General features: G+C 37.7%; 23 protein-coding genes. 4 read left to right on the forward strand and 19 right to left on the reverse strand.

The window, feature by feature from the left end:
• Nucleotides 1-6: 6 nt before the first annotated feature.
• The 8 genes from IGI97_RS10935 to udk form a co-directional block, all read right to left on the reverse strand.
• Entirely contained in the window at nucleotides 7-786 is a 780-nt protein-coding gene (locus IGI97_RS10935; protein ID WP_002355709.1) for a DUF4311 domain-containing protein, read from the reverse strand.
• A 15-nt stretch (nucleotides 787-801) separates the two neighbouring features.
• Nucleotides 802-1,158 carry a DUF4312 family protein gene (locus IGI97_RS10940; protein ID WP_375804764.1) on the reverse strand — a complete coding sequence of 119 codons (357 nt, stop codon included), beginning with the start codon at nucleotides 1,156-1,158 and terminating at the stop codon, nucleotides 802-804.
• A 30-nt stretch (nucleotides 1,159-1,188) separates the two neighbouring features.
• A complete protein-coding gene (locus IGI97_RS10945; RefSeq protein ID WP_002355707.1) occupies nucleotides 1,189-1,545 on the reverse strand; it encodes a glycine-rich SFCGS family protein in 357 nt (118 codons plus the stop codon).
• 14 nt (nucleotides 1,546-1,559) lie between these two features.
• The gene (locus tag IGI97_RS10950) at nucleotides 1,560-1,883 is read right to left on the reverse strand and encodes a PRD domain-containing protein (protein WP_002393661.1); all 324 of its coding nucleotides are present in this window, start codon (nucleotides 1,881-1,883) and stop codon (nucleotides 1,560-1,562) included.
• On the reverse strand, nucleotides 1,849-3,768 hold the full coding sequence (locus tag IGI97_RS10955) for a BglG family transcription antiterminator (RefSeq protein ID WP_438738630.1): 1,920 nt from the start codon (nucleotides 3,766-3,768) through the stop codon (nucleotides 1,849-1,851). Before IGI97_RS10955 ends, IGI97_RS10950 begins: the two co-directional genes overlap by 35 nt.
• A gap of 369 nt (nucleotides 3,769-4,137) precedes the next feature.
• The gene (locus IGI97_RS10960; RefSeq protein ID WP_285706037.1) at nucleotides 4,138-5,103 is read right to left on the reverse strand and encodes a Gfo/Idh/MocA family protein; all 966 of its coding nucleotides are present in this window, start codon (nucleotides 5,101-5,103) and stop codon (nucleotides 4,138-4,140) included.
• A 101-nt stretch (nucleotides 5,104-5,204) separates the two neighbouring features.
• Nucleotides 5,205-5,546, reverse strand: a complete 342-nt coding sequence (locus tag IGI97_RS10965; protein ID WP_002355703.1) for a type II toxin-antitoxin system PemK/MazF family toxin — start codon at nucleotides 5,544-5,546, stop codon at nucleotides 5,205-5,207.
• A gap of 168 nt (nucleotides 5,547-5,714) precedes the next feature.
• Nucleotides 5,715-6,344 carry a uridine kinase gene (gene udk / locus IGI97_RS10970; protein WP_002355702.1) on the reverse strand — a complete coding sequence of 210 codons (630 nt, stop codon included), beginning with the start codon at nucleotides 6,342-6,344 and terminating at the stop codon, nucleotides 5,715-5,717.
• 174 nt (nucleotides 6,345-6,518) lie between these two features.
• Between udk and IGI97_RS10975 the strand changes: the two genes are divergently transcribed.
• On the forward strand, nucleotides 6,519-6,974 hold the full coding sequence (locus IGI97_RS10975; protein ID WP_002386989.1) for a GNAT family N-acetyltransferase: 456 nt from the start codon (nucleotides 6,519-6,521) through the stop codon (nucleotides 6,972-6,974).
• Nucleotides 6,975-7,150: 176 nt separating this feature from the next.
• Here IGI97_RS10975 and IGI97_RS10980 read toward each other — a convergent pair whose 3' ends face one another.
• Together IGI97_RS10980 and IGI97_RS10985 are read right to left on the reverse strand one after the other, a co-directional pair.
• Complete coding sequence (locus IGI97_RS10980; protein ID WP_002355700.1) at nucleotides 7,151-7,831, reverse strand: YjjG family noncanonical pyrimidine nucleotidase; 681 nt, start codon at nucleotides 7,829-7,831, stop codon at nucleotides 7,151-7,153.
• Nucleotides 7,828-8,610: a pseudouridine synthase gene (locus IGI97_RS10985; RefSeq protein WP_002361308.1), complete on the reverse strand. Its 783-nt coding sequence runs from the start codon at nucleotides 8,608-8,610 to the stop codon at nucleotides 7,828-7,830. The genes IGI97_RS10980 and IGI97_RS10985 overlap by 4 nt, the downstream gene beginning before the upstream one ends.
• A gap of 330 nt (nucleotides 8,611-8,940) precedes the next feature.
• On the opposite strand from IGI97_RS10985, the gene IGI97_RS10990 reads away from it, so the two are divergent.
• Nucleotides 8,941-9,549 carry a 50S ribosomal protein L25/general stress protein Ctc gene (locus tag IGI97_RS10990; protein ID WP_002358773.1) on the forward strand — a complete coding sequence of 203 codons (609 nt, stop codon included), beginning with the start codon at nucleotides 8,941-8,943 and terminating at the stop codon, nucleotides 9,547-9,549.
• A gap of 251 nt (nucleotides 9,550-9,800) precedes the next feature.
• The gene (locus IGI97_RS10995) at nucleotides 9,801-10,124 is read left to right on the forward strand and encodes a DUF960 domain-containing protein (protein WP_002355697.1); all 324 of its coding nucleotides are present in this window, start codon (nucleotides 9,801-9,803) and stop codon (nucleotides 10,122-10,124) included.
• 68 nt (nucleotides 10,125-10,192) lie between these two features.
• Here IGI97_RS10995 and IGI97_RS11000 read toward each other — a convergent pair whose 3' ends face one another.
• From IGI97_RS11000 to IGI97_RS11015, 4 genes are all read right to left on the reverse strand, one after another.
• Nucleotides 10,193-13,207 (reverse strand): polysaccharide lyase 8 family protein, encoded by a 3,015-nt coding sequence (locus tag IGI97_RS11000; RefSeq protein WP_010709263.1) that lies wholly within the window; start codon nucleotides 13,205-13,207, stop codon nucleotides 10,193-10,195.
• A gap of 114 nt (nucleotides 13,208-13,321) precedes the next feature.
• Nucleotides 13,322-14,122 (reverse strand): PTS system mannose/fructose/sorbose family transporter subunit IID, encoded by an 801-nt coding sequence (locus IGI97_RS11005; RefSeq protein WP_002383066.1) that lies wholly within the window; start codon nucleotides 14,120-14,122, stop codon nucleotides 13,322-13,324.
• Nucleotides 14,115-14,906 (reverse strand): PTS mannose/fructose/sorbose/N-acetylgalactosamine transporter subunit IIC, encoded by a 792-nt coding sequence (locus IGI97_RS11010; RefSeq protein WP_002358771.1) that lies wholly within the window; start codon nucleotides 14,904-14,906, stop codon nucleotides 14,115-14,117. The genes IGI97_RS11005 and IGI97_RS11010 overlap by 8 nt, the downstream gene beginning before the upstream one ends.
• A gap of 48 nt (nucleotides 14,907-14,954) precedes the next feature.
• On the reverse strand, nucleotides 14,955-15,848 hold the full coding sequence (locus tag IGI97_RS11015) for a PTS mannose/fructose/sorbose transporter subunit IIAB (RefSeq protein ID WP_002383065.1): 894 nt from the start codon (nucleotides 15,846-15,848) through the stop codon (nucleotides 14,955-14,957).
• Nucleotides 15,849-16,108: 260 nt separating this feature from the next.
• Between IGI97_RS11015 and IGI97_RS11020 the strand changes: the two genes are divergently transcribed.
• Nucleotides 16,109-16,816 carry a GntR family transcriptional regulator gene (locus tag IGI97_RS11020; protein WP_002355690.1) on the forward strand — a complete coding sequence of 236 codons (708 nt, stop codon included), beginning with the start codon at nucleotides 16,109-16,111 and terminating at the stop codon, nucleotides 16,814-16,816.
• 24 nt (nucleotides 16,817-16,840) lie between these two features.
• On the opposite strand, the gene IGI97_RS11025 is transcribed toward IGI97_RS11020, so the two are convergent.
• The 5 genes from IGI97_RS11025 to IGI97_RS11045 all read right to left on the reverse strand — a co-directional run bounded on the left by IGI97_RS11025 (nucleotide 16,841) and on the right by IGI97_RS11045 (nucleotide 23,376).
• Nucleotides 16,841-18,619: a glycoside hydrolase family 35 protein gene (locus IGI97_RS11025; RefSeq protein ID WP_011109466.1), complete on the reverse strand. Its 1,779-nt coding sequence runs from the start codon at nucleotides 18,617-18,619 to the stop codon at nucleotides 16,841-16,843.
• 12 nt (nucleotides 18,620-18,631) lie between these two features.
• The gene (locus tag IGI97_RS11030; protein ID WP_002391237.1) at nucleotides 18,632-19,795 is read right to left on the reverse strand and encodes a glycoside hydrolase family 88 protein; all 1,164 of its coding nucleotides are present in this window, start codon (nucleotides 19,793-19,795) and stop codon (nucleotides 18,632-18,634) included.
• Between the two features lie 382 nt (nucleotides 19,796-20,177).
• Complete coding sequence (locus IGI97_RS11035; RefSeq protein WP_002426016.1) at nucleotides 20,178-21,005, reverse strand: hypothetical protein; 828 nt, start codon at nucleotides 21,003-21,005, stop codon at nucleotides 20,178-20,180.
• Between the two features lie 3 nt (nucleotides 21,006-21,008).
• Nucleotides 21,009-22,748 (reverse strand): DUF2264 domain-containing protein, encoded by a 1,740-nt coding sequence (locus IGI97_RS11040; RefSeq protein ID WP_016634030.1) that lies wholly within the window; start codon nucleotides 22,746-22,748, stop codon nucleotides 21,009-21,011.
• Nucleotides 22,749-23,127: 379 nt separating this feature from the next.
• Nucleotides 23,128-23,376 carry a GlsB/YeaQ/YmgE family stress response membrane protein gene (locus IGI97_RS11045; RefSeq protein WP_002355684.1) on the reverse strand — a complete coding sequence of 83 codons (249 nt, stop codon included), beginning with the start codon at nucleotides 23,374-23,376 and terminating at the stop codon, nucleotides 23,128-23,130.
• Between the last annotated feature and the right edge of the window lie 15 nt (nucleotides 23,377-23,391).

Here is a 23,391-nt window from a genome sequence, read left to right on the forward strand (position 1 = left end):
TTTTTTCTATTTAACGGTGAAGACATTGTGTAAATTATTTAACCATTGAGGAATAGACAAGCGGAAACTTTCGATCATTTCTAAGTCGAACCCTCGGAAGAAGCCACTTAAAATAAATAATAAGATAATGGCACCAAGCATGCCGCGTGTCATTCGGGTCCACCCTAAATCATCGACACCTTTACCGATTAAGATCCCTAATACAACTCCTGGGACAGCATTGCCCATGACTAATTGAGATAATCCGCCAAATAATGTTCCCCAGAAACCTGTCCGTTTTCCTGCATCTAAAGCCGCTAGCCAGAATAAAACAGGCATCACAGTATTGATTAAAATCGTTGCTGCAGGTACCAACACCGCAACTGCTGTTACTTGTAGCGATTCTGGAATTGCTGCAGCTGTACTATTTAAGAAAGCCACAGTCGCCATTCCTACAAAGGCCCCGACAATCCCCATTTTTTTGGGATTATGCATCGTTTTAGTGACATCTTTATCCTTTACCAATAAAATTGCTGCAGCCCAGTTAGGCACAATCCGGTGGGTCACATCTTGTGTAAAGGCACCTGCTCCGACGGCCGAAGCCCAAGCATTAAAGAAAAAACCTAAACCAAAAGAAAAGTGTGATGCTGGATCTCCTTGTGCCGCGTTCATTTCTCCTAATGTTCTAAATGCCCCTAACCCTTGCGTTTGTGGTGCATGAAACATCCGAGCAGCGCCTGCGCCAGCTGCAAAACCTAGTAAACCACCAATAAGCAATGACTTCAGCAAAATGATTACAAATTCCATTCCTTCTTCCTCCCTTTATACGCCTCTTTTTGAAAGAAACGGAACTACTACTGCGTTCGGTTCTTTAATTGTTTCCGTTAAAAAATCAACTTCTTCGACTGCAATGGCTTGGATTTCCACTTCTACAGCTAGTTCGACATGATAAATCACTCTCTTTCTAGGAAAGAAGAAGAACAGAAATTTTTCTGTATAAACTTGTTCTTTTGCCTGACGAATAGTTACTTCTTTCGGTTCAATCCGGATGAGGACCTCTGTTGTATCTTTTAATACTTTTTTTGAAACATCATTCAATGCACTTGCAAAAGCTTCATTCTTCTTATTACCTTTTCCAGAAACAATCACGGTTTGTGTTGACCGTTTTGTGGCATCCATAATTACCGCTCCTTTCTAAGTTACTACTTTCTATGCTCCGTGTTTCTTAATAAATGCTTCAGTTACTCGTTTACCAAGTTCTTCCTGATCCATAAAACCAAATCCAAGAACAGTTTTCCCATCGTTAATTGCTGTTACCCCTTCTTCGATTGATCGCATGCCATGTCTTTCGGGATACCCGTATTTAGTAGCAGCCGTTAACGCCCCTGCACCACCACTGCCACAGAAAGAAATGCCTAAATCTGCCTTTTCTTGTTGCATCACATCTCCTAAACGCATATCAGCGCCCATTCCTGGAACAACAACCGCGCGACCACCGGCTTGCTCCACTCCTTTTGCAACATTTTGTCCTTTTCCTAAACGATCTGCGATAACTACTGTAATCATAACTTTTCCTCCTATTAATTGTTTTGTTTAGCAACTTCAAAATGAACAGCTAAAACATACCATTCATCTTCTGATAACTGACCAATTGCTTCTGTTGTTTCTTGTGCAATTTTCAACGTTTCTGGTGTTAGTTCCGTAAATAACGTCCGATCAACACCAGATAATGTCGTTCCTTCTCTTGAACGATTCAGCATCTCATTGAGATGGTTGATCAAAATCGTCCACTGTAATTCCGTTGGTTCAATTTGTGCTTCTGCTAATCGCGCACTGGTTTGTTTGATAATCGATTGTAGCTTTTCTGGTTCAGCACTTTGTCGAATGATCTCCTGTGCTTCCATTGCTAGTTCCATCCTCTTCCTCCTTTGGTTGTTCTAAATAATTAAGTAATGCTGAAATTTCAGCATGATTGACAGGTAACTCATTTTTAGCAAATAAACATTCAATTTGCCGAATTTCTTCTTGCCTTTCATGAGATACTTCTCTATTACAAGGAATCTCTTCGTATTGCTTATTAAACGTAATCCGATGTGTCATTAATAAAACGTGAAGTAAAAAGGCTTCTTGATATTCGCTCAGTAACTTTGTTTGAAACATTCGTTTTAACTCTTCATAAATAATATACGCTTTTACTAACAAATCTTGGCTTTGTATCCGTTCATTTTTTTCAATTACATCAGATTTCATGGAGCGAGCGGTACCTTTTCCTTGACGTTTCCCTAATAAAATTTTATCGACCTCTTCCCGAATCAAACTTAAGTCTGTGTCCGTCAACAATGGACTAACTTTAATAAATGGGTATGTCATTTCTTCAATTGGGAAAATACTCAATACCAAATCGGGCTTTTCTGCTTGAATCACTTCAGTTGCATTTAAAACAGAAGCAAATCCTGCGAGTTCAACGTTTGGTACTTCCTCTAAAATTTTTTGTTCAATTAAACTGGTCACACCTAAGCCCGTCGAGCAAACATACACAATCCTAACAACTTTAGCTTCCTGCTGTTGTCGTTCCTGAGCTGCCAAAAAATGCAACGCAATATATGCGCAGAAAGAATCGTTGACTAACAAAACAGAACGTTGAATTAATTGTTTACAGGCACTTTGAATAGCTAAAAATAACGCTGGGTGTTTTCCTTTGATTTCTTCAGAAAACGGATTGTATTCATTAATAAATAAATGTTTCTTTGTAAAACGTAAGGACAGGTGTGCAAACAAGTTCGTAAATAATTGGCGATCATTTACAAAAGGATAATTCAGCTCTTTTGAAACGCTTTCAATCACTTGCTTTGTTAATTGAACCATATCTTGCCGTTGATGGGTTCCGAATAAATCACTATAAATATAAAAATATTCATCCGCTAATAAAGGCAAGTCATACCGTTCAAACACCTCTTGTAAAAGTAAAAGTGGTACTTCGTTCCGTTGTTCAAAGCGTGTTTTTTGCGATAATACTCGGTAAGTCCCAATTGTATGTGCCATCTGCATACGTGCTGCGGCAATTGCCACTCTCAACGTAATAGATAATATTTCGGCATAATCAAATTGATTTTGATCGAGTGGATTAATTAAATTTCGCATTTTTTTCAATGCACTACGATAACAACCTTGAAACAATGTCCCTGACCCAAATTTAATTTTAGGGATTTTTTCAGCCCCTTTTGTCTTTGTCACATAGTTCATAATTTGGTAAATATCGTATTCTGTAAGTTCTTTTTGAGTGATAAATTCCATCAGTAATCGTACATTGCTTTCTTCACCACTAATTGTAAACCCTTGCCGTGCTTGGCGAATTAAGGTTAAATCATATGCTTGCAGCAACCGTTCGACCTGTTCCAAATCACTGACAATTGTGTTTCGACTCACTAATAATTCATCTGCTAGCTGCTGTGCCGTTAAGTACCCTTTGACTGACAATAACTGAAAAATCAATACATTGACTCGTCTTTTTTGATCAGGATAGGTTTCAAATCGATCGACATCGATAATTTCATTTTTTAACAGTAAGCGTTTAGAGTCAGGTAAATCTAGCCAGATTCCCTTATTTCGTTTTGAATAAAGTGTCTCATCGTGCTGTTCAAACCAAGCACGAATATCTTCTAAATCATACTTAATTGTTCGAACGCTGACAGTAAAGTTCTCAGCTAATTCTTGCGTGGTAATACTCCCTTCCAAATCCAAAAGCATCAATAAAATATTTATCGCTCTTTTGGACAACAACACGGTCATACCTTGTCACCTCTTTTCTTTTCCCTTTACACTTAAAACTATAGCGTTATTTTATCTGTTCCACAACACAAAAAAGTTGCACTTATAAAAGTGCAACACTTCTCTTCTCATACAAAAAAATCCCTTAACAGTAGTAACTGTTAAGGGATACCACACTATTTATTTGCATAAATAGACAGAAACCTTCTCCACAAAAGTATTCTGTCCGACACGTTACAAATCCGGTAACTGATAGCCGTACTATCTGGTGTCGTTGTGTTTGACAATCACTAGCCGTCAAAACGGAATAGCCGAAGCTATCTGATTGAGTCAACTCGTCGCATAAAACACACTTTAACACAGAATAGTTTGGATAGCAAGTGATGGTAATTATTCGTTATCAAACCATTCTTGATAAAAACTTTCAACAATTTTAACGGTTGCTATCGTTAATTCCTTCGTCATTACGGGGCTAGTTAACTTTTTATCTTGTAAACATTGATTCACATGATTGATTTCATAGGTAAATTCACTAGTGAATTGTTCAGACCATTTGACAGTGTTGCCTTGAGCATCTGTATAATAAGCACAATCTGTTTTCCAGAAATTAGGAATAACGATTTGCCCTTTTGTCCCACAGATGGTCATTTCACTAGGTATCTTTAAACCAACATTAATAAAAATATTGCCCAGCGTCCCTTCAGCAAATTTCAAAGCTAAATTACATTGACTATCCGTCGCCCCTTGCTGATATGTTGCGGTTCCCGTAACCGCTTGAATCTCTTTCCCTAATACGTATTGTAAGTATTGTAATGGATAACTTCCTGAGCCATGAAGCGCTCCACCACCCGCTTCTCTCGAGTAAAACCAGGGAATATGGTCCACATTGGGATAGGCAGTAACTGACTGAACCCATAAAATCTCTCCCAATCTCCCTTCTTGAATTGTCGCCTTTACTTTTTGGGTAATTGGTAAAAAGACAGACTTCTGAGCTTCCATTAGAAAAACCCCTTGCTCCTGTGCGATTGCGAAGAGTTCTTCTGCTTCAGCAGCATTTAATGTAAATGGTTTTTCCAGTAGGACGGGTTTTCCTTGTGATAACGCAAGCTTAGCTGCTGAGTAATGTCCTTGATTATAGGTGGGAATATAAATAATATCAATTGTTTCATCCTTACATAACTCTTCATAACTGCCATAAGCCACCGGAATCGCTAATTCTTTAGCCATTTTTTGAGCATTCTCTAGACTCCTTGATGCAATCCCGCGCACTTCAGCTTGCGCGCTTTCTCGAATCCCTGCTACAAATCTTGGGACAATTTGGGCAGTACTCATAATTCCATAACGAATTTTATCCATGTGATCGCCTCCTCTTTCACTATACGAGAAAAACGAATATTTGGAAACCATTTCAACAAAAAAAGAAACCGTTTCCCCAAAACGATTTCTTTATATGTAAATTAACGGATACCAACGCTAACTTTTAAAGCTTGATTGACCTGTTCCATCTCTTCACGAGAAAGTTGACAAACCTTGTGTAGCATTCGTTCTTTATCCAATGTTCGAATTTGTTCTAACAAAATAAGTGATGGCGTCCTGCACTCGTTATGGGGAATTTCGATGAGGACTTGCGTTGGTTGCAGCCGCTTGCTTACGTTACGGGTAATCGGTGCAACAATCAACGTTGGACTAAATAAGTTACCTTTGTTATTTTGAATAATCAGGACAGGCCGAATCCCACCTTGTTCAGAACCAACAACTGGTGAGAGATTCGCATAAAAAACCTCACCTCTTTTTATCATTCAGATTCCCTTCCCTCCTTTTCCTTTAAAAAATTATAGCATATTGTTTCTTGCAATATTTTCAACTTTTTAGCTATCCCTTAAAATATTTGATAAAACCACCCTTTAAAAGTCAAAAAAAGCTTAAACAGTCGACTCTGATATAGAGACGGCTATTTAAGCTGACTATTACATTTTTGTTAAAATACTATCCACTTTTGTATTAATTAAATCAATAGCTACATGGTTTTCGCCACCTTCTGGCACAATGATATCTGCATAACGTTTCGTAGGTTCAATAAATTGGTGATACATGGGCTTCACGACTGTCAAATATTGTTCAATCACAGAATCCAACGTACGGCCACGTTCTTCCATATCACGCTTGATTCGACGAATAATACGGATGTCATCATCTGTATCCACATACACTTTAATATCCATTAAATCCCTTAAGCGGCGATCTTCTAAAATTAAAATCCCTTCAAGAATAATTACTTCTTTCGGTTCTTGTATCACCGTTTCTGTACTTCTTGTATGCGCAACGTAGTCATAAACTGGCTTTTCAATGGCTTGATAGTTTAACAGTTGTTCAACATGTTGAATCAATAAATCTGTATCAAACGCAAAAGGATGATCATAATTGGTATTTAAACGTTCTTCAAAACTCAAATGGCTCTGATCTTTATAATAAGAATCCTGTTCTAACATCATAATTGAATGATCGGGAAAATTATTAAAAATCGCACGGCTAACACTGGTTTTTCCGCTTCCTGATCCGCCAGTAACACCAATGATAATTGGCTGACTATCTTTCATGTATAAACCTCTTTCTTTTCAAAAACTTCATTGTCTTTTACTATTATAATGAAAACTCTGAAGAATGCCAGACCTTTTCCAAGACTTTTCATGTGATTTTTATCTTCTTATGAAAAATCTGCCCACACTTCTTTCAATTACAGTATACTTATCAATAAAAGGAGAATCCTACCTATGATTAAAAAAGTCAAAAAAGAAGCACTTACAACTGCGCATTACGCTCTTCTTTATGAGGCAGATCCATCAAAAAAAATGGTGGCAGATTACATTACCCGCGGTATTTGCTTTGACTATCAGACTGAAGAACTTCAAGGAATTTTAGTCCTGTTGCCGACTCACCCACGGACATTGGAAATCGTAAACATCGCTGTCTCAGAAGAAAGCCGAGGGCGGGGCATCGGGCAAGAATTATTACATTTTGCCATTGATTTTGCCAAAAAAGAAAAGTATGATTCCTTGGAGATTGGGACTGGGAGCACAGGCTTTCAACAGCTATATCTCTACCAAAAAGTCGGTTTTCGAATGACACATATTGAACCAGATTTTTTTATCCATCATTATGATGAGCCTATTATAGAAAACGGCTTGCCTTTAAAGGATATGGTTCGCTTACGGTTACATTTAAGTTAAAAAGAGGTCGGGACAGAACCGTTTAGCTCCGAGAAATAAGAAGAAATTTCCGAAAATTGCTCTTTAATTTTTGGAGAATTTCGGCTTATTTCCGAAGGAGTTGGTTCTGTTCCCGCCGTTTATCAGTTTTTGAGCGTGGAGCAAAAATCCAAAGTGATTTTTGTCCCACGCTCTTTTTAATGCCCAAGAATTGGTAACAACTCATCTAGCTGTTGAATCGTATAATTGGGTTGAATGGTTGGTGTTGCTGGAGCGGAGGTCGGATTGAGCCAAACAGTTTGAATTTTCGCTTGTTGACCTCCTTGAATATCTGAATGCAAAGAATCGCCAATAATCATTGTTTTTTCTCGACTAAAATTAGGAATCCGTTCAAAAACAAAATCAAAATACTCTTTCATCGGTTTTTGATAACCCACTTCTTCTGAAACAAAAATATCTTTAAAATAAGGCATTAATTTCGAATCTTCCAACCGACGATACTGTGTTTTTGCCACTCCGTTTGTCACAATATATAAATCATAATGGGGTGCTAATTTTTCCAAGATACGTTGACTATTGCCAAGCAAGTCATGTCCTTGACTTAAATATTCTCGGTAGTTTTCTCCCATTTTAACGCTATCAACTTCTCGATTAAACGCGTCAAACAATAAACCAAACCGTGTATCAAGGAGAACATCTTTTGTTATTTTTCCTTCTTCAAATGAACGCCATAATCCTTGATTAATTCGGTGGTATGTTGACTCGACTTCAGATGTAAATGGTACATTTTCTTCTTCAAATAAGGCATGTAGCGCCTTCTTTTCAGCCAATTTAAAATCTAACAATGTATCATCAACATCAAAAAGCAATGTTTTCATTTCCGTTCCTCTTCTCTTTTCAAATTACTCGGTAACGCTTTGCTTGTTTGTTGTTTTTCAATAAAAAAATAAGGCAATAGCAATTGTAACTCTTCTCTTGTTAATGAACGATAAGCACCTAAAGGTAATTGCGGATCTAGCCGCAACGGCCCCATAGTTTGGCGTTTTAAAGCAGTCACTTTTTTCCCCACGGATAAAAACATTTTTTTCACTTGGTGAAATTTTCCTTCTTGAATAGTCAGGAAAACATGACTCTCCGTTTCAGTCGCTGCAAGAACAGTTATTTTTGCTGGCTTACATTGAATGCCTCCTTGCAAAACAATCCCATCTTTAAATTTAGCACAATCTTCTGCAGAGACCAAACCATTGACTTTCACTTCATAACATTTCGCTACTTCTTTATTTGGCCGAATTAATTGATACCCTAATTGTCCATTATCTGTTAATAGAAGTAACCCTTCCGTATCGCCATCGAGTCTGCCCACTGGATAAAGACCAGGGCGTCTGTCTTGTGGCGCAATCAAATCAATAACTGTTTTTTTAGATGCATCTGAGACAGCGCTAACCACACCTTTTGGCTTATTCAACATATAGTACACATGGGTCTTATGCGAAATTAATTGTCCTTTTACTTTAATCATTTGTAATTGCGCATCGACATTTTGGCTTTCATTTAAAGTCACGATGCCATCCACAGTGACCTGCTTGCCTTTGATTAATCGTTTCACCGTTTTGCGTGATCCAAACTGAAGTTCTTCTAGTAATTTATCTAATCGCATTGTTCAGCTCCATTCTGGTATAAGTATAGTGGAATCCGTTAAAGATGAAAAGTGGAAAAAGGTAATTCCTTGACGTATAAAAATATAAGTGTTACGGTTAATAAGTAAAGTAAATAAAGGTTTCTCAAAAACAGCGTAATGACCTGGGAGAGAACAACGATAACAATGAACCATTCCCATGAGTGTTGCCTGGCAATATTTGTGGGGATTTTTTGATTATTGTTAGCATTTTTCTAGACAAGAACAACTGAAAAAAGAGTTTCTTTTTTCCATTATGTTTTGTTTCTGAGTTTAACCAAATCACTCATTATTTCAAGGAGGAATTAGGTTATGTCAGTACAATTAGAAGTTAAAGAAAGAGCTATCCGTCCACGTTCACTAAGAAATCAGCTACGTCACGAAGGGAAAGTACCTGCCATTGTTTACGGTTACCAAATTGAAAGTACACCAATCTATTTTGAAGAAAAAGACTTATCAAAAATTTTACGCGAACATGGTGCTAACACCGTTATTAAAATGACAGTTGATGGCAAAAACATCAACACATTAATGTCGAAAGCACAGTTAGATACCTTTACTGGTCAAATGCTTCATGTTGAATTCTTATCTGTAAATATGAAAGAAACAACAGAAGTCGAAGCAGAAGTTCAATTAATTGGTGAATCTGCAGGTGTGAAAGCTGGGGGTACCTTAGCTCAAAACTTGTACACTGTTTTAGTGGCAGCCACACCAGACAAATTGCCAGAATCAATTGAAGTAGATATTACAAACTTAGAAATTGGTGATGCTCTTACAATCGCTGATTTACCTGAACACAAAGACTATGAAATTTTAACTGATCCAGAAGAACAACTAGTTGCTATTGTTGAAGCACAAACTGCTCCTGAAGAAGAAGAAGGAACAGCTGCTGAAACGACTGAACCAGAATTAGCCGAATAAAGAGTACACTTTTGTTCAGCTGATTCTCTTAAGTTTTAGAAATGGGATGTACGTTGAAACAACGTACGTCCCATTTTCTTTTTACTGCATGTCGTGATTTCTTCACATAAATGATGACACCTGCAAAGCTAGGAAGCTACAGAGGAATATTAAATTTTTGCTAATCTACGCAATATTTTCAAACGAAACAATTTCTTTTTTTTAAATTTGCAGTATACTAAAAGTAAGTAAACAAAAAGGAGGTCATCCATATGTTTGAACGTTTTGATAGTGACCGTAGCCGCTATGCTTCATTAGGTGTTGTTTCTAGCTTACCTAGTGGCTTAATTGATAGTATTTGGTTGATTATTGACTTAAATCTAAAAGGGGTTATCCCTTTAAACGACTTACTTCACTTTGATTTGTTGAACAATAATGGCAAAGTGACTGTCCATTTTTCTCAAGAAAATAGTTCAGTAGAAATGGCCATCGACTTACCATTTAGTTATTCTACGGCATATCCGTCGCGAATTTTTGCTTTTGATGATGGCCATCGTGAAACGATTTTATTACCTGCAGAAATGTTAGAATCTTAAATAATTTCAACAAAGTAGCCTCAAATTCCGATTAAACTGGAATTTGAGGCTACTTTAATTTCTTTTAGTTATTCTACAATAATTTGTTTACTACTTCCTGCAGCATTTTCAAAATTAATAGTAAAGGTTTCTGTTGCATCATCATAAGTGATTCCGTCACTTTGACTAATTACTGTGCTGTAATCTTTTGGTATTTTTAAAGTCAGTGTCTTAGTTGTTTGTGTGGGATCAGAGAAAGTATACGTTTTTTGGTGTTGTTGTGTCTTTCTCATTAAAGAAATAGCTTTATTTGAGGTAATCCCTGCTATTGTACCGCCAGTTTCTGACCAAATGTTAACCCCAAGATAGCCTTCTTCTTCTTGCTTAACTGCTTGAATTTCTTCTGTATTTGAGAGAACTTCTACTGTTTTTTTGGCAGCATATGTTTTTAAATCAGTTTCATCGATTCCTGGTAAAACTACATAAGCATAATGCTCGTTCGTTGGGTGTTGACCATGTTGAATCGTAAATGTTCGATAATCACCTACATATTCTTTATCACTTGGAAATGCTTCATTAATTGCTTTATAGGTTCCTTTTCTAGTTTCACTTTTAACATTTACCGTTGTTTCTTCTGGAAAATAATAACCCATATTAGCATTGGAATGATCCGACTTTAGTAATAACCATTGTTTTTTACTCGTTTCATTTTTCTCATGAATCTCCCCAATATTTGATAGCACTTGATACTGATACGCATCATTTAACAAACGATTATCAACAACTGTCTCAATCGAAGCTTCTGTATCCCCTTTAATTCCTGCGCCTAATGCGATAATTTGCCCATTTAATACAAACCAAGATTTTTTAGCTTGTAGGTTCATAGGTAAAAGTTTCCCATTATTTTTGGTCCCGTCTTTATTAAGAGCCATCCCTACTACTGCCTGATTGTCTGACGTTACTCCACCAACCCATTGCTCTTTCGATGTGATTGTTGTAAATGCTGAAACTTCATCTGCCAAAGAAATGGTATCTACCGTTGTTCCTGGTAGTCGATAGGGATCTACAGTTGGCCAATAGCTGGAATTAAATTGAACCTCGTCATCATTATATACGTACATCATTCCGTCACCAGTGTGCCAGCCACGTTTATTTTCTTTATTCCCTGCTTCAAAAGATGCAGTGCGCTTTGAATACAAGCCTAGCCCAAACATATAACTAGGTGTGCGTTGGACAAATCGATCCATCGAAGCATAAAGTTTCGTGCCTGTAAAAGGAAGTTGCCCTCCCGTAATTTCTGGATTAGTTAAAAGTTGCATAGTCATCTGTAAATCATTAAAATCACGAGCATTTGTCAAATAATAATCTGGGTTCTCCTTCATCCAATATTTAACGGCTTCTTGAAATTTCTTTTGATAATTATTAGGGGCAAATTTAGCCACAATTAATAAATTATACATGGTAGTTGAGCCGTAGCCTGTTTTTCCAACTGCTGGGGCTCTTGAGATGGAACGGCCATTCACGGTTGGTAGCATTTCACCTTTATAAATCAAAGGAAGAAAGGCACGATCAACATTTTCAACAAATTCTGTCACAAGAGTTGCATCCATTTGAAAAGATGAATCTGCTGTAATGGCCAAAATTTGTCCAACCCCTTTCACCAAAACATTGCCATACGAACCTGTATAAGGAATGTTATTGTGCTGGATAAAAGAACCATCTTGGTAAAAACCATCACCTTTTGTGACTAATTTAAATACATCGACGATACTACTGGATGCTTGGTTAATTTTCCCGCTATCCTTTTGTAAAATTCCTAACCCCAAAACAGTTAAAGCTAAGTCCGTTCGGTTCGCTCCTGATGTCACAAAATTTGGGATAAAAGCTAAATCCACAAACGTTCCTTGTGGTTTTGTATACAACTGTTTAAACGGATCTGGGACATAACTGCTCAGCGCATTTGTATAGATTTGTTGCTTTTCTGGAGAAACTTTATCCTCTAAAATCATTAGAATATTAAGAAACTTCTGTGGCACACCAATTTGCCAGTCCCACCAATTTCCATGGTACTTTTTCCCATCATATCCTTTTTGCGTTACCATAAAATCTAAGCCATCAATAATGGTTGCTGCCAATTTGTCATCTTGGTAAAGCGTACTCCCCTTCGTTCCATAGGCTAACGCTAATTTTTGCAATTTGGTAAATTGAGTCGTTAAATCAGCCGATGGCGTATTGCCAGGCTCTAGTGGCCATAAATAGCTGCGGTTCGGCTCTTTATTCATCGTTTGATCGAGTTCTGTTGCTTCATTGGAGATTTTTTGGACGTAGTCTACAAGCGCTTGGTTAGTTGAATCATATTCTTTTGAAACAAGCTGATTTCGCCATTTTTCTTTTAATTCTCGGTATTCTGCAGATGAATCGATAACAGGAATGCTACCAACGGGGCCACTTTTCATAGAAATGATATTCAGCTTTGATAGATTACCAAATAGTCTAATTCCTACAGCACCCATCCAGTCATCATTAATGGACGTACCATCAGGATAATGAACCTCTTCATTTTCATAAAATAATTGATCATTCAGGAATGTTTGAATTTTTTTCCCATCATAGCGAACTAGCAGTTTATATTGTTGACCACTTAGTAATGTTGGTCCCGGAATATTAGTTAGCCATTTACCGCCTGGTTGTCCTAACTGCCAGCGACCGTCACGATTATAAGCAAAAGATTGCCATTGACTCGTCTTTTGTTTATCTCCGCGAAAAACCAATCCGAAGTTACTTTGCCCTTCATATAAAAAGGTTAGTTCAAGATCTCCTGAAGATTGTTCGCGTGCATCAAGATTGATAGAGACAGATTCGAGGTTTGTCCCTTGCTTCGTGTTTGCGATCCATAAACCAGCAGAATCATTCTTTTTTTCTGCTGTTCCTACCAAATCTTGCCAATGCCCAACTTGATTGGGGAAATCTGAAATGTAAGAGGGTTGCTCAATCGTTTGGCTCGCTTCGTTTTCTTCTGCAAAAGTAAGGGTGGTTCCCATAAATCCACTCGTCAAAGCAGTAAACAGTCCGACCAGCATTACCCATATTTTCCTGTTTTTCATTCTTTCTCCTCCTAAAAAATTATCGTAAAACGCTTACATCCGAATTAGAGAAAAAGAGTGAAGAAAAATACTTTCTACACTCTCCGACTCTCTGAAAATCACTTAATATACTTTTTACGCCAAAATACCAAAGGCACTCAAAACAATCGATAAAATTAAAATAATCCAAATCACTCGTGTGGAATTTAGTTTCTTTTGACCTAACATCCAATAAGTCAAAAGAACAAGTAAGATTGGAACTAAGGAAGGCAAAATCGCATCTAACGTATCTTGAATAACTAATTCGACCCCGTTCTTTTTATAAACAAAAGGAACTGTCGCCTTGATAACTGAAGGAATTAAGGCACCAATCACAGTCACACCAAGAACAGTTGCTGCATTCGTAAAGGCAGATAACTTGTCTTTTAAGGTCGTCACTAGTTTGACCCCTTGCTTATAACCAAGTGGTAAGAGCGCGGCCCGACCAAACAATAGTGCAATATTTGCAATAATCCAAATAACACAGCCAACCACCGAACCATTTTGAGCCAGTGTCCCTGCAACAGAGCCGAAAATCGTCCCCCAAATAACGTGGAATAAAGAGTCCCCAACGCCTGCCAAAGAACCCATCAGAGCTGTTTTTAGCGCAATAATTGTTTCTTTCGCTTTATAGCCATCTTGCTCTTCAATCGCAACATCAATCCCCATAATTAAATTCCCAAAAATAGCATTGGTGTTAAAAAATTGATTGTGTGTGCGCATCATATCTTGAAATTGTGCTTCATCATGACCATAGAATTTTTTTAAAACAGGTAAGATGCCGTATAAATATCCTGAACTCATCATACGTTCATAGTTCCAGTTTAATTGGCTTCCTAAAATATAACGCCAGCTAATTGCATTTAATTCTTTTTTTGTCAGTTTATGCTTACTCATCGCCGTCATATCCTCCTTCAAAATCACCATTTCCTGTTGTTGCTTGTGTCGTGCTTTTTGCCCCATCACGTTTAAATACAAGCATCGCTGCTACCATCCCAACTATCGAAACACCTAACATTGGAACTTTTAAATAAGCCGCTAAGAAAAAGCCTAATAGTAAATAGGGGATATATTGCTTCGTTGGCAAGTAACGTAATAAAATCCCTACACCGACAACAGGTAATACTCCTCCAGCTGTTTTTAAGCCCGTCATTAGCCATTCTGGCATGTTATCGGTAATCGTTGTTACTACAGCATCCCCCGCTAATAACATTAATAAAATCGGAATGGCACGAGACAGTCCCCATAGAACAGAACCAGATAAAACTAAACGTGGAATCCGTTTTACTTGCATCTTATCAATCGCTTTATCGACACTATGAAGTAAAAAGACATTACAAAAACGGGCGACTACATCTAGTTGCAACATCAACAGAGAAACAGGAACAGCTAAACCAATGCCATACTCCGCTCCTTTTCCAGAGATTACAGCGAAAGCGGTTCCTAAAACAGCCCCTGTGAAATAATCAGGTACCGATGCTCCACCAAAAGCAGCAATTCCTAAACGCATTAATTGAAGAGTGCCGCCAACCATTAAACCAGTTTTTAAATCTCCCATAATCATTCCAGAAATCATTCCAGCAATAGCTGGTTGCGTCAACGTATTTGAAATAAGTGAGTCATTAATAGCAATAAACGCATAAATAGTAATTAAAATAATTTGATACGCTGCTAAATGCATTGAAATTTCCTCCTAAATTTAAAAATATTCTTTCTTAGTCTGACAGTTTTAGCCGCGTAATTTTTTCATAAAATCAACGACTGGATCGTTTGGAACTAATTGGGCTGTCACAGTGACGCCTTTTGAAGCGATTGTTTCAAAAATTTGTTCTTCTTCTGGTAAAACTTGAATACTTTTTGTTACTTCGCGTGCTCCTTCTTTGTAACTCATATTCCCAACATTTACAGTTTTGATAGGTCCTTGCGCTTCGATAAAGCGGAGCACATCTTTCGGATTTTTAAATAATAAAAATAAACGCTGTTTACCATATTTTCCTGATTGAATATTTTTAGCGGCAGCCTCTACTCCAAGAACAGATAAACGCATCGAAGAAGGCGCTGCCATTCTCAAAGATGATTTTTGTAAAGGATCTGTAGCCGCCTCATCATTGGCTACAATTATTCGCTGTGTACTAAGACTTGTCGACCAAATTCCCGCTACTTGTCCATGAATTAACCGTTCATCAATCCGTGTGTTTACAATATTTTCTTTTCCAGCATATTGACTATAGTTACTTAACTCTTTTTCTTTGCTGGCTTCTGAAATCTCTTGTTCCGCTTGATTCATTCCAGCCTTTACATCAACAATATTTTCTTGTGCTAAACAAACTAATTCTTTAATCGAAGCCTGTTGATTAACCACTGCTTCAATCACAACAGAGAGCGTCATCCCTGCAATAATTTCCACTCCGTCAACGTTCAAATAATTCTTAGTTGCCACGTTACATGGCGTTCCTCCTAGTAAATCAGCAATAATCAGTGTCGTACCGTTAAGGGCTTTCATTTTTTCATTTAGCTCTTTCTCAAATTGAAGATTGTCGCTATCTGGTCGTAATGAGACTGTATGCACGTGTTCTTGCCGACCAACGATCATTTCTAAGCTAACTTTGACGCCTTCAGCCATGCTACCATGACTAATTAGTACAATGTTTTCCACGAATTTCCCTCCCTAGATGTAGGTGACCCTACTTAACATGTTATGTTCTCTACGAACTTACTATAACACATACTAAGTTATCCGTAAACCTAATATCTTAATATATTGAATTTATTTTTTTGAATTCTTTAAATAAAAATTGTCTTTCCTCTTTTTCAAAGTGTTTGCTAAAGGCTAGTTAACATGTTATGCTTAATTCATTCGATTACTAGAATGGAGGCAATCGCATGTTACCTAAATATGAACAAATTAAACAAGACCTTTTACGTGAAATAAAAAATCATACCTTTATTCCTGGTGATAAATTTTATTCTGAAGCCGATATTAAACGAAAATATGCTGTTAGTTCTATCACAGCTGTCAAAGCACTGAATGAGCTGACCAGTGCAGGTTACTTGTATCGTATCCAAGGAAAAGGGACCTTTGTTTCGAAATCAAAAGTTTCTCAAAATGTAAAATTTTCTGATATCGAGTTGCATTCTTTAGACTCTGAAAAAGTTAAAGTCCTTTCAATTGAAGAAGATAATCAAGCCGAAATTTTAAAGGAATTAGGCTTACCAGCTAACGCTTCTTATTATAGAATCAAGCGTGTACGCTATTCTGAAGATACACCCTTTCTCGTACATATCACACATCTTCCCAAAAAGCTTGTTAAAGAGCCGCTCTCAAAGGACCTCACAGCTTATGCAAGTGTGTATGAACGAGTCCGTAAAGATTTTTCAGTAGACCTCTTCTCGTTGGCTTCTGTAGAAACAAATGAAATTGTCTTTCCCGAAGATGCTGAGTTATTGAATTTACTTCAATTAAGTTTTCGTGAACCCGCTGTTAAACAAGTTAAACATTCCTATCTCGCAGATGGTAGTGTTGCTGAATATATTATTAGTTATAAACATTGGAAATATTTCAAAACCAAAATAGAAGTAGAAGCCGAATAAATTTCAGCTTCTACTTCTATTTTTTTAATCTATGATTACTTGATTCGTAAATTTCAAGTACTCAATTTCAATTCCCTCTGTTTCAAAAATTACTACTTCATTTTGTCCTTGCTGTAAAAATTCTTTGGGACAATACAGCGAATGAATGGGTCCTATTTCCCAATAACGACCTAGATGATGGCCATTGACCACAACGAATCCTTTGCCGTAGCCTCGACAGTCAATATACGTGTCTGCTAGCTGTTCTAATTCAAATGTTACTTGATAAAACGAAGGCTGCAATGGATTTTTTCCAGCTGTGTAATCAATCTTGGCTAATTGCTCTTGTGAAAAAGTTAAGGGATAGTGTTGATAGCCTTGGTGAAAATGAATGTCTTGCATCACTCCACCTCGAATTCCTTTACTTTGTGTGGGATTATTTAATTTAAAGCCATAATTAACGCGACCTAAGTTTTCCACTAGGATATCTAACGCAAGTGTGTCTTTTTCAGTTTGCCCTGAAATGAGTAGCTCTTCTCCCACTGTCTCTTGATATTGGGTAGCAGCTAAATCTCCATCTACATAAATGTGTAAACGATCACTGGCCTCGACCACTTTTAGTTTATTTTCATGATGATAATTTTTTAAATCAAACGAATAAAGCAAGTAGCCATAGCCTGAGCCAGCTTCTTCCATACTTAATGGATACGTGGTGGTCTTCGGTGTCATCATTTGATCTTTTACTGCGAATAAGGATACGCTAGCAGTTACTGGAAAGCTTCCTAAATTCCCCAGTTTTTTCGTGCGTGGTTGTGCTTGCCAAACTTCTGGACATACTTCTTTAATTGCTTTTTGAACGGCATAATATTTTTCTGTTGGTTCTCCTGCTTCTGTTAATAAAGCATCATAATCATAGCTAGTGACTTGAGGTAAATCTTTTGCACCTCGCGCCGAACACCCGTTATAAAAGCCGAAATTTGTTCCTCCATGAAACATATAGAGATTTAAAGAACCCACTGCCAGCATATCTTTTACTTCTTTCGCCAAGTCGGTACCTTCCCGCTGAATCACTGGTTCGCCCCAACGATTGAACCACCCATCCCAGTATTCCATGCACATCAACGGCCATTTTTTACCATGACGAGTCATAAATTTTTTCAAAACGGCAGCATTTTCTTTCGAATGACTACCAAAATTTCCTGTCACAAAAACATCCTCTTCAATTAACGTACCCGCATCCAAAACCTCTTCCCAAGCGCCATCAGATGTAAAAAGAGGAACCTCAATCCCCAGTTCTTCCATTATCTGCTTGGTTTGTCGCAAGTACGCTTTCTCCATGCCATAGGACCCATATTCATTTTCAACCTGCATCATGATCACTGGTCCACCTTGTGTTATCTGCAGCGGTGCTAGTTTAGGCAATAATACTTGAAAATAGTTACGAACTTTAGTCATAAAAATAGGATCTGTCGAACGTAATCGCACACCTTTTTCTTTCAAAAGCCATGCTGGTAAGCCACCAAACTCCCATTCTGCACAAATATAAGCCGAAGGACGCAGAATAACTAGTAAATTCAGTTTTTCTGCCAAGCGGACAAATGCTTCAATGTTTTTCATTCCTTCAAAATCGTATACGCCTTCTTCTGGTTCATGAATATTCCAAGGAATGTAGGTTTCTACTGTATTAGCTCCTAAAGCTTTCAGATTATAGAGGCTATCTTCCCATTGGCTAGGTGTCATTCGAAAGTAATGAATCGCCCCGCTAATAATTTTTATTGGTTGTCCATTTAATAAAAAGTCTTCTTTAATCTCAAACGTTTGCATCATTTTTCCCCTTTACCAGTATCTTTGCCATGATGGTTTTGCTAAACGCATTAAGGCTTCCATGTAAAAATAATCGCCCCATAAATTGGGTTCATCAATCCCTTTTCCTTCTGCATGTGCGTAAACACCATGGAGTAGCAGTCCTTCATTTTCGGAATCATTTTGCGTACGATAATATTCTCCTAATTGATAAATCATTCCTTTGGCAAGCTCTTTCGCTTGAGGAAAAGCCTGTAGTTTGTCTGCTTCCAATAAACCACATGCCGCAATTGCCAGTGCCGAGCTATCTTTGTCAGATGGCATTTGGTCATTAAAATCAAAATCCCAATAGGGAATTAAATCTGCTGACAAATGAGCTAGAAAAACCTCCACTATTTGTGGATAAATTTCTGGAAATGGTTGGGAATGGAGAAATGTTTCGTTTAGGGGAATCCCTAAAATTGCCCAACTTTGGCCTCGTGCCCAAATGGAAGTATCACTATGTCCTTGATGCGTAGCTCCATGTTTTGGTTTGCCTGTTTCTGGATCAAAATAATAGGTATGATAAGTTGTCGCATCGGATTTAATCACCGTTTTCATTAACGTATGATAGTGACGTGAGGCAATTTCCTCATAAACCCTATTTCCAGATAATTTAGTTGCTTCAAATAAAAGCGGTAAATTCATTAATGAGTCGATAATTAATCGATATTCTTTGGGATCACCATAATGGCCCCACGCTTGAATGAAGGAGCCATTTTCTTGGAATCGTGCTGACAATACTTCAGCGGCAGCTAGCACTTCTTGTTTACAGCGCTCATCACCGGTAATTTTATACCCAGCACCCGCCGATAGACTATATAAAAAACCAATGTCATGGTGGTCCAAAACAAAATGCTCCTCTAACCGTTGTTGAAAGCTGTCAATATTTTCCATTGCCAGTAAACGAAATTTTTCTTGGTGAGACCACTCATATGCCAGCCAAAGCATGCCTGTCCAAAAGCCATTGGTCCAATCATCGTTAGCTTTGAGACGATATCGACCATTCGTAGCACAAGCTGAAGGAAACTGTGTTCCGAAACGCTGCATATTTTTAGCAATTTTTGAAACGCATTCATTTAATTGCGTTTGAATCCATTCATCTGTGACATTTTCTCCTAGAGAGATCAGTCTTTGTTTATTTTCTTGACTACACATCTCCATCACTCCTTAACTTGTTAACATATTAACTTATTGTATTATAACGTAAAAGAAAATAAAAAGCGACCTTTCTTGATTATTTCTCTTAAAAACAAGAGCGGGGGACAAAAATCACTTTGGATTTTTGCTCCACGCTCAAAAACTGATAAACGGCGGGAACAGAACCAACACTACGCGTTGCTCCGATCTCAACAACTTCTAAGAGCTAAAGCTCTAAGAGTTGAAGGTCCTTCGGAAATAAGCCGAAATTGTTGAGAATCACGAAGAACGTAGTGATTCGATGATGAACAATACCTACTTGGTCTCCAAAAATCAAAGATCAATTTTCGGAAATTTCTTCTTATTTCTCGGAGCTAAACGGTTCTGTCCCGACCTCTTGTTATTTATTCCGACCGAATACTTCAATTTGGGTCAACGCTGGAAATGGAGAATAGTCCAGCGCTTTTCGTAAGCATTTTAATGTCAAAGTTTGTGTTGTTTTCATTGGGAACTTTATTTCTTGAAAACAGGCGGTATTCGTTGTGGCAACTACTCGTTCCTCTCCATCTGAAAAGGCTAAAGTGACTTCCTCCCAATAGCTATCATGTGGGTAATCCGCCCGAAATAGCAAGCGGATCCAGTCCGTTTCTACAGGTCTGCCAAAGTCAATCGTTAACTGTGCCTCCTTTTGTTGGTTAATTCCCCAAGAAGCAAATGGATACGAGCCATGAGAAAGGTTACCAAACTTAGAATCAATAGCATTTTTCGCAAAGAAAACAGCATCGTCTCTCGTTTCAACGTTTGCATACGCATGAGGATAGGCTCCTGAATATTCTTTTTGGTCATGTGTATTCATAGAAAGATTTTGATAATTGTCTTTTTCAAACGTGTGCGCTTGTCGAACTATTATTTGGTGCCTTGCCGAATGAAAGGCCGTATCAACAAAAGCTTTTCGAGCAGATTCTTCTAATGGAATTTGATATTCCCAAACTTTTTCTTTTAGATAAATCAATGAAGGAGCCAAAGTTTCATCTAATTGAACCATCAAATAAGGGGTAGCCCCTGTATAAGTCACTACAATTTTATCGCCAACTTGATAAAGGTACTGTTTAATTGCTAATACCGCTAACGTGTCTCCCTCCGCCACGAATGGCGCTTCTGGCTTCTCGTGATCGATTCGGCCAGTAATAATCTGATTGTCTTTATTTTTCAATTCGATTTTTATCATTTTTTATTCCTCCCTTGTCACACCACCTACCAAACAAATCAGGCGATGCGTTCCTATTGGTAGCTCTTTTTGCAAATAAGGTAAACTTGTTCTTGGGAAAAACAACGATGTATTGGGTTCAGGTTGAAGAATACCTGCGTGGTCATACCCTTCAATTGCAACTATTTGCGAACACAATTCTCCTGAATCGACTCTAGCCCACTCTTTACCAAGTTCTTTTTCTGAAAATTTTCCAAGTAACGGTAGACTGAATCCTCCTTCGCGCACTTTTAATGGAACCGATGTCACTATTTCATGTACTCTAACATGCCATTCTCCAAAAGGATAAATGGTTGTTTCAATTTCTACTTCTTGAAAAGGTAGCCATTTATAATAAACTTGCTCCTCTGTTAAATAAAAATCATGAACTTTCCCTTTAACACGAAAATATTCACCATCACGAGAAACAGCCAATACGTTATCAAAAGCCCCCTCCTCATAACGCGCACCAGCTTTGGGAACGCTAAAACCAAAGCGGCTAGAATAGACAAATTTACTATATTTAGCCGCAGCATGTGCTTGATTTTCAAGCCATAGTCCTGCAGGATAGCCGAGGACATGCGTTTTCATTTTAGGATGGATTAATAACATGTTTCCCTTTTCTATCAAACGCTTTTCTTCTCGTTTTATCGCCAGCGGTTCAGCACGCCAAAACGGATGGTCTTGATCCACTGCGAGCAACAAAAATGTTTTAAAAGCCCAATACGGAGAGCCTGGTGCGTTATAACCTTCTGCCATTACTAAATTTTCGTAATGATAGCCAATGGACAACCGACCATCATAAGTGAAAATAGCCTGTTGCATCCAACAGTGTAAATGTTTTGCTAACAGCGTTTTCATTTGTCCCCAAGGTAACGCCTCTACTTCTGCAAATATCAAAGCTGCGAAAAACGCTCCTTGAGCAAACCGATACGTTTGACTACGTCCGTAAGGTAACGCTTCGCCCTCCTCATCAAAATAGTACAGATAGTCCTGCGCGAACATAACGGCTCGTTCTGTAAAACGTTTCGCACGAATAGGATCTCTTTCTCGCATAAATTTGACATAAATCAAACTATAATAATGAAAAGCAAACGAAATATAATAATCTCTTTGCGTAGTTTTACCATCCATATACCAACCATCACCTAAATACATGCGTTCAATCAACGCCAATTCTTCCTCTAGTTCCGTTTGGTTAATCACTTGTCCACATCCCTCGAGTGCTAAACGAATGAGCACTTTGAAAAACGTCCAATTATTTTTAGGAATTTTACAACCAAGTGCCTTATTTAACCAAACCATGATATTTTCTTGCTGTTTCTCAGAAAAACAGGACCAAAAATATGTCTTATGAAGCAATAAAGTTAAAGATAATGCTGCTGCTTCCACAATATATTGATCATAATCAACAATATCGCCCCAATAGTCTGGGGATGACGGATCAGTTCCTGCGATTAATTTTTCCACATAAGCATCTCTTAAAACATCATCTTTACAAGCAACCCAATACGGTCCAATTCCCCATAATGGTCGAATGAGCGCTTCCATTTCAGCATGTTGCTGATCATAGACAGCACCACTGGACCCAAAATTTACGCCAGGTTTTTCTGATGTTAAAATAGCCGTTTTTAAAGGTGTCATGATTGTTTCAAAAGCTTCCAAATATGCTTCTCTGGTCAAAAAAAGATTACTTTTTAACGATTCCATGCTTTTCGCCCCCATTAGTTTAATTCAAAGAATAACAAGGGCACTTATTTTTTTCAACTATCGTTTAATGAATAAAACGGCGTATTATGAGAGCAGCATTTCACCTTCCCCAAACTTAACATATTAATTTTTTCTTTATTTTTGTTGAACCTTGAGCTATTCACTTTATCCAACAAAACTTCCATTATCAAAAATGAATAATAAATGAAAAATAAGCAGTCTAACGCAGGAAATTCTCATAATAAATATTTTTAAAAAAAAAGAGTCTATGACAAAAATCCAAAGAGATTTTTGTCATAGACTTAAAATATGAGAGAAAAGACATCAAAAGTAATGGTTTGATCAACCTTCACAAGTTTTATGATGCTTTTCAAGATATCATTTTGATACAATTTTACGCCTTGCGGTTTACAATAAAAGAGTAAATAGCAATACAGATAATCGCTCCTAGCAACGCTGAGATAATTGGAAAACCGCCGATGACTGGTCCTAAAGAAGGCAACAAGAGTGATGCTACCCAACTTCCTAAAAAGCCCACGATAATATTTCCAATAATGCCACCTGGCACGTCTTTTCCTAAAATTGCGCCAGCAATTGCGCCAATAATTCCTCCGACAATTAATGCCCATAGAAAGCTAAACATTTGAAAAACCTACCT

It is taken from the genome of Enterococcus sp. DIV2419 (genome assembly GCF_051711865.1).
Lineage (GTDB): Bacteria > Bacillota > Bacilli > Lactobacillales > Enterococcaceae > Enterococcus > Enterococcus faecalis.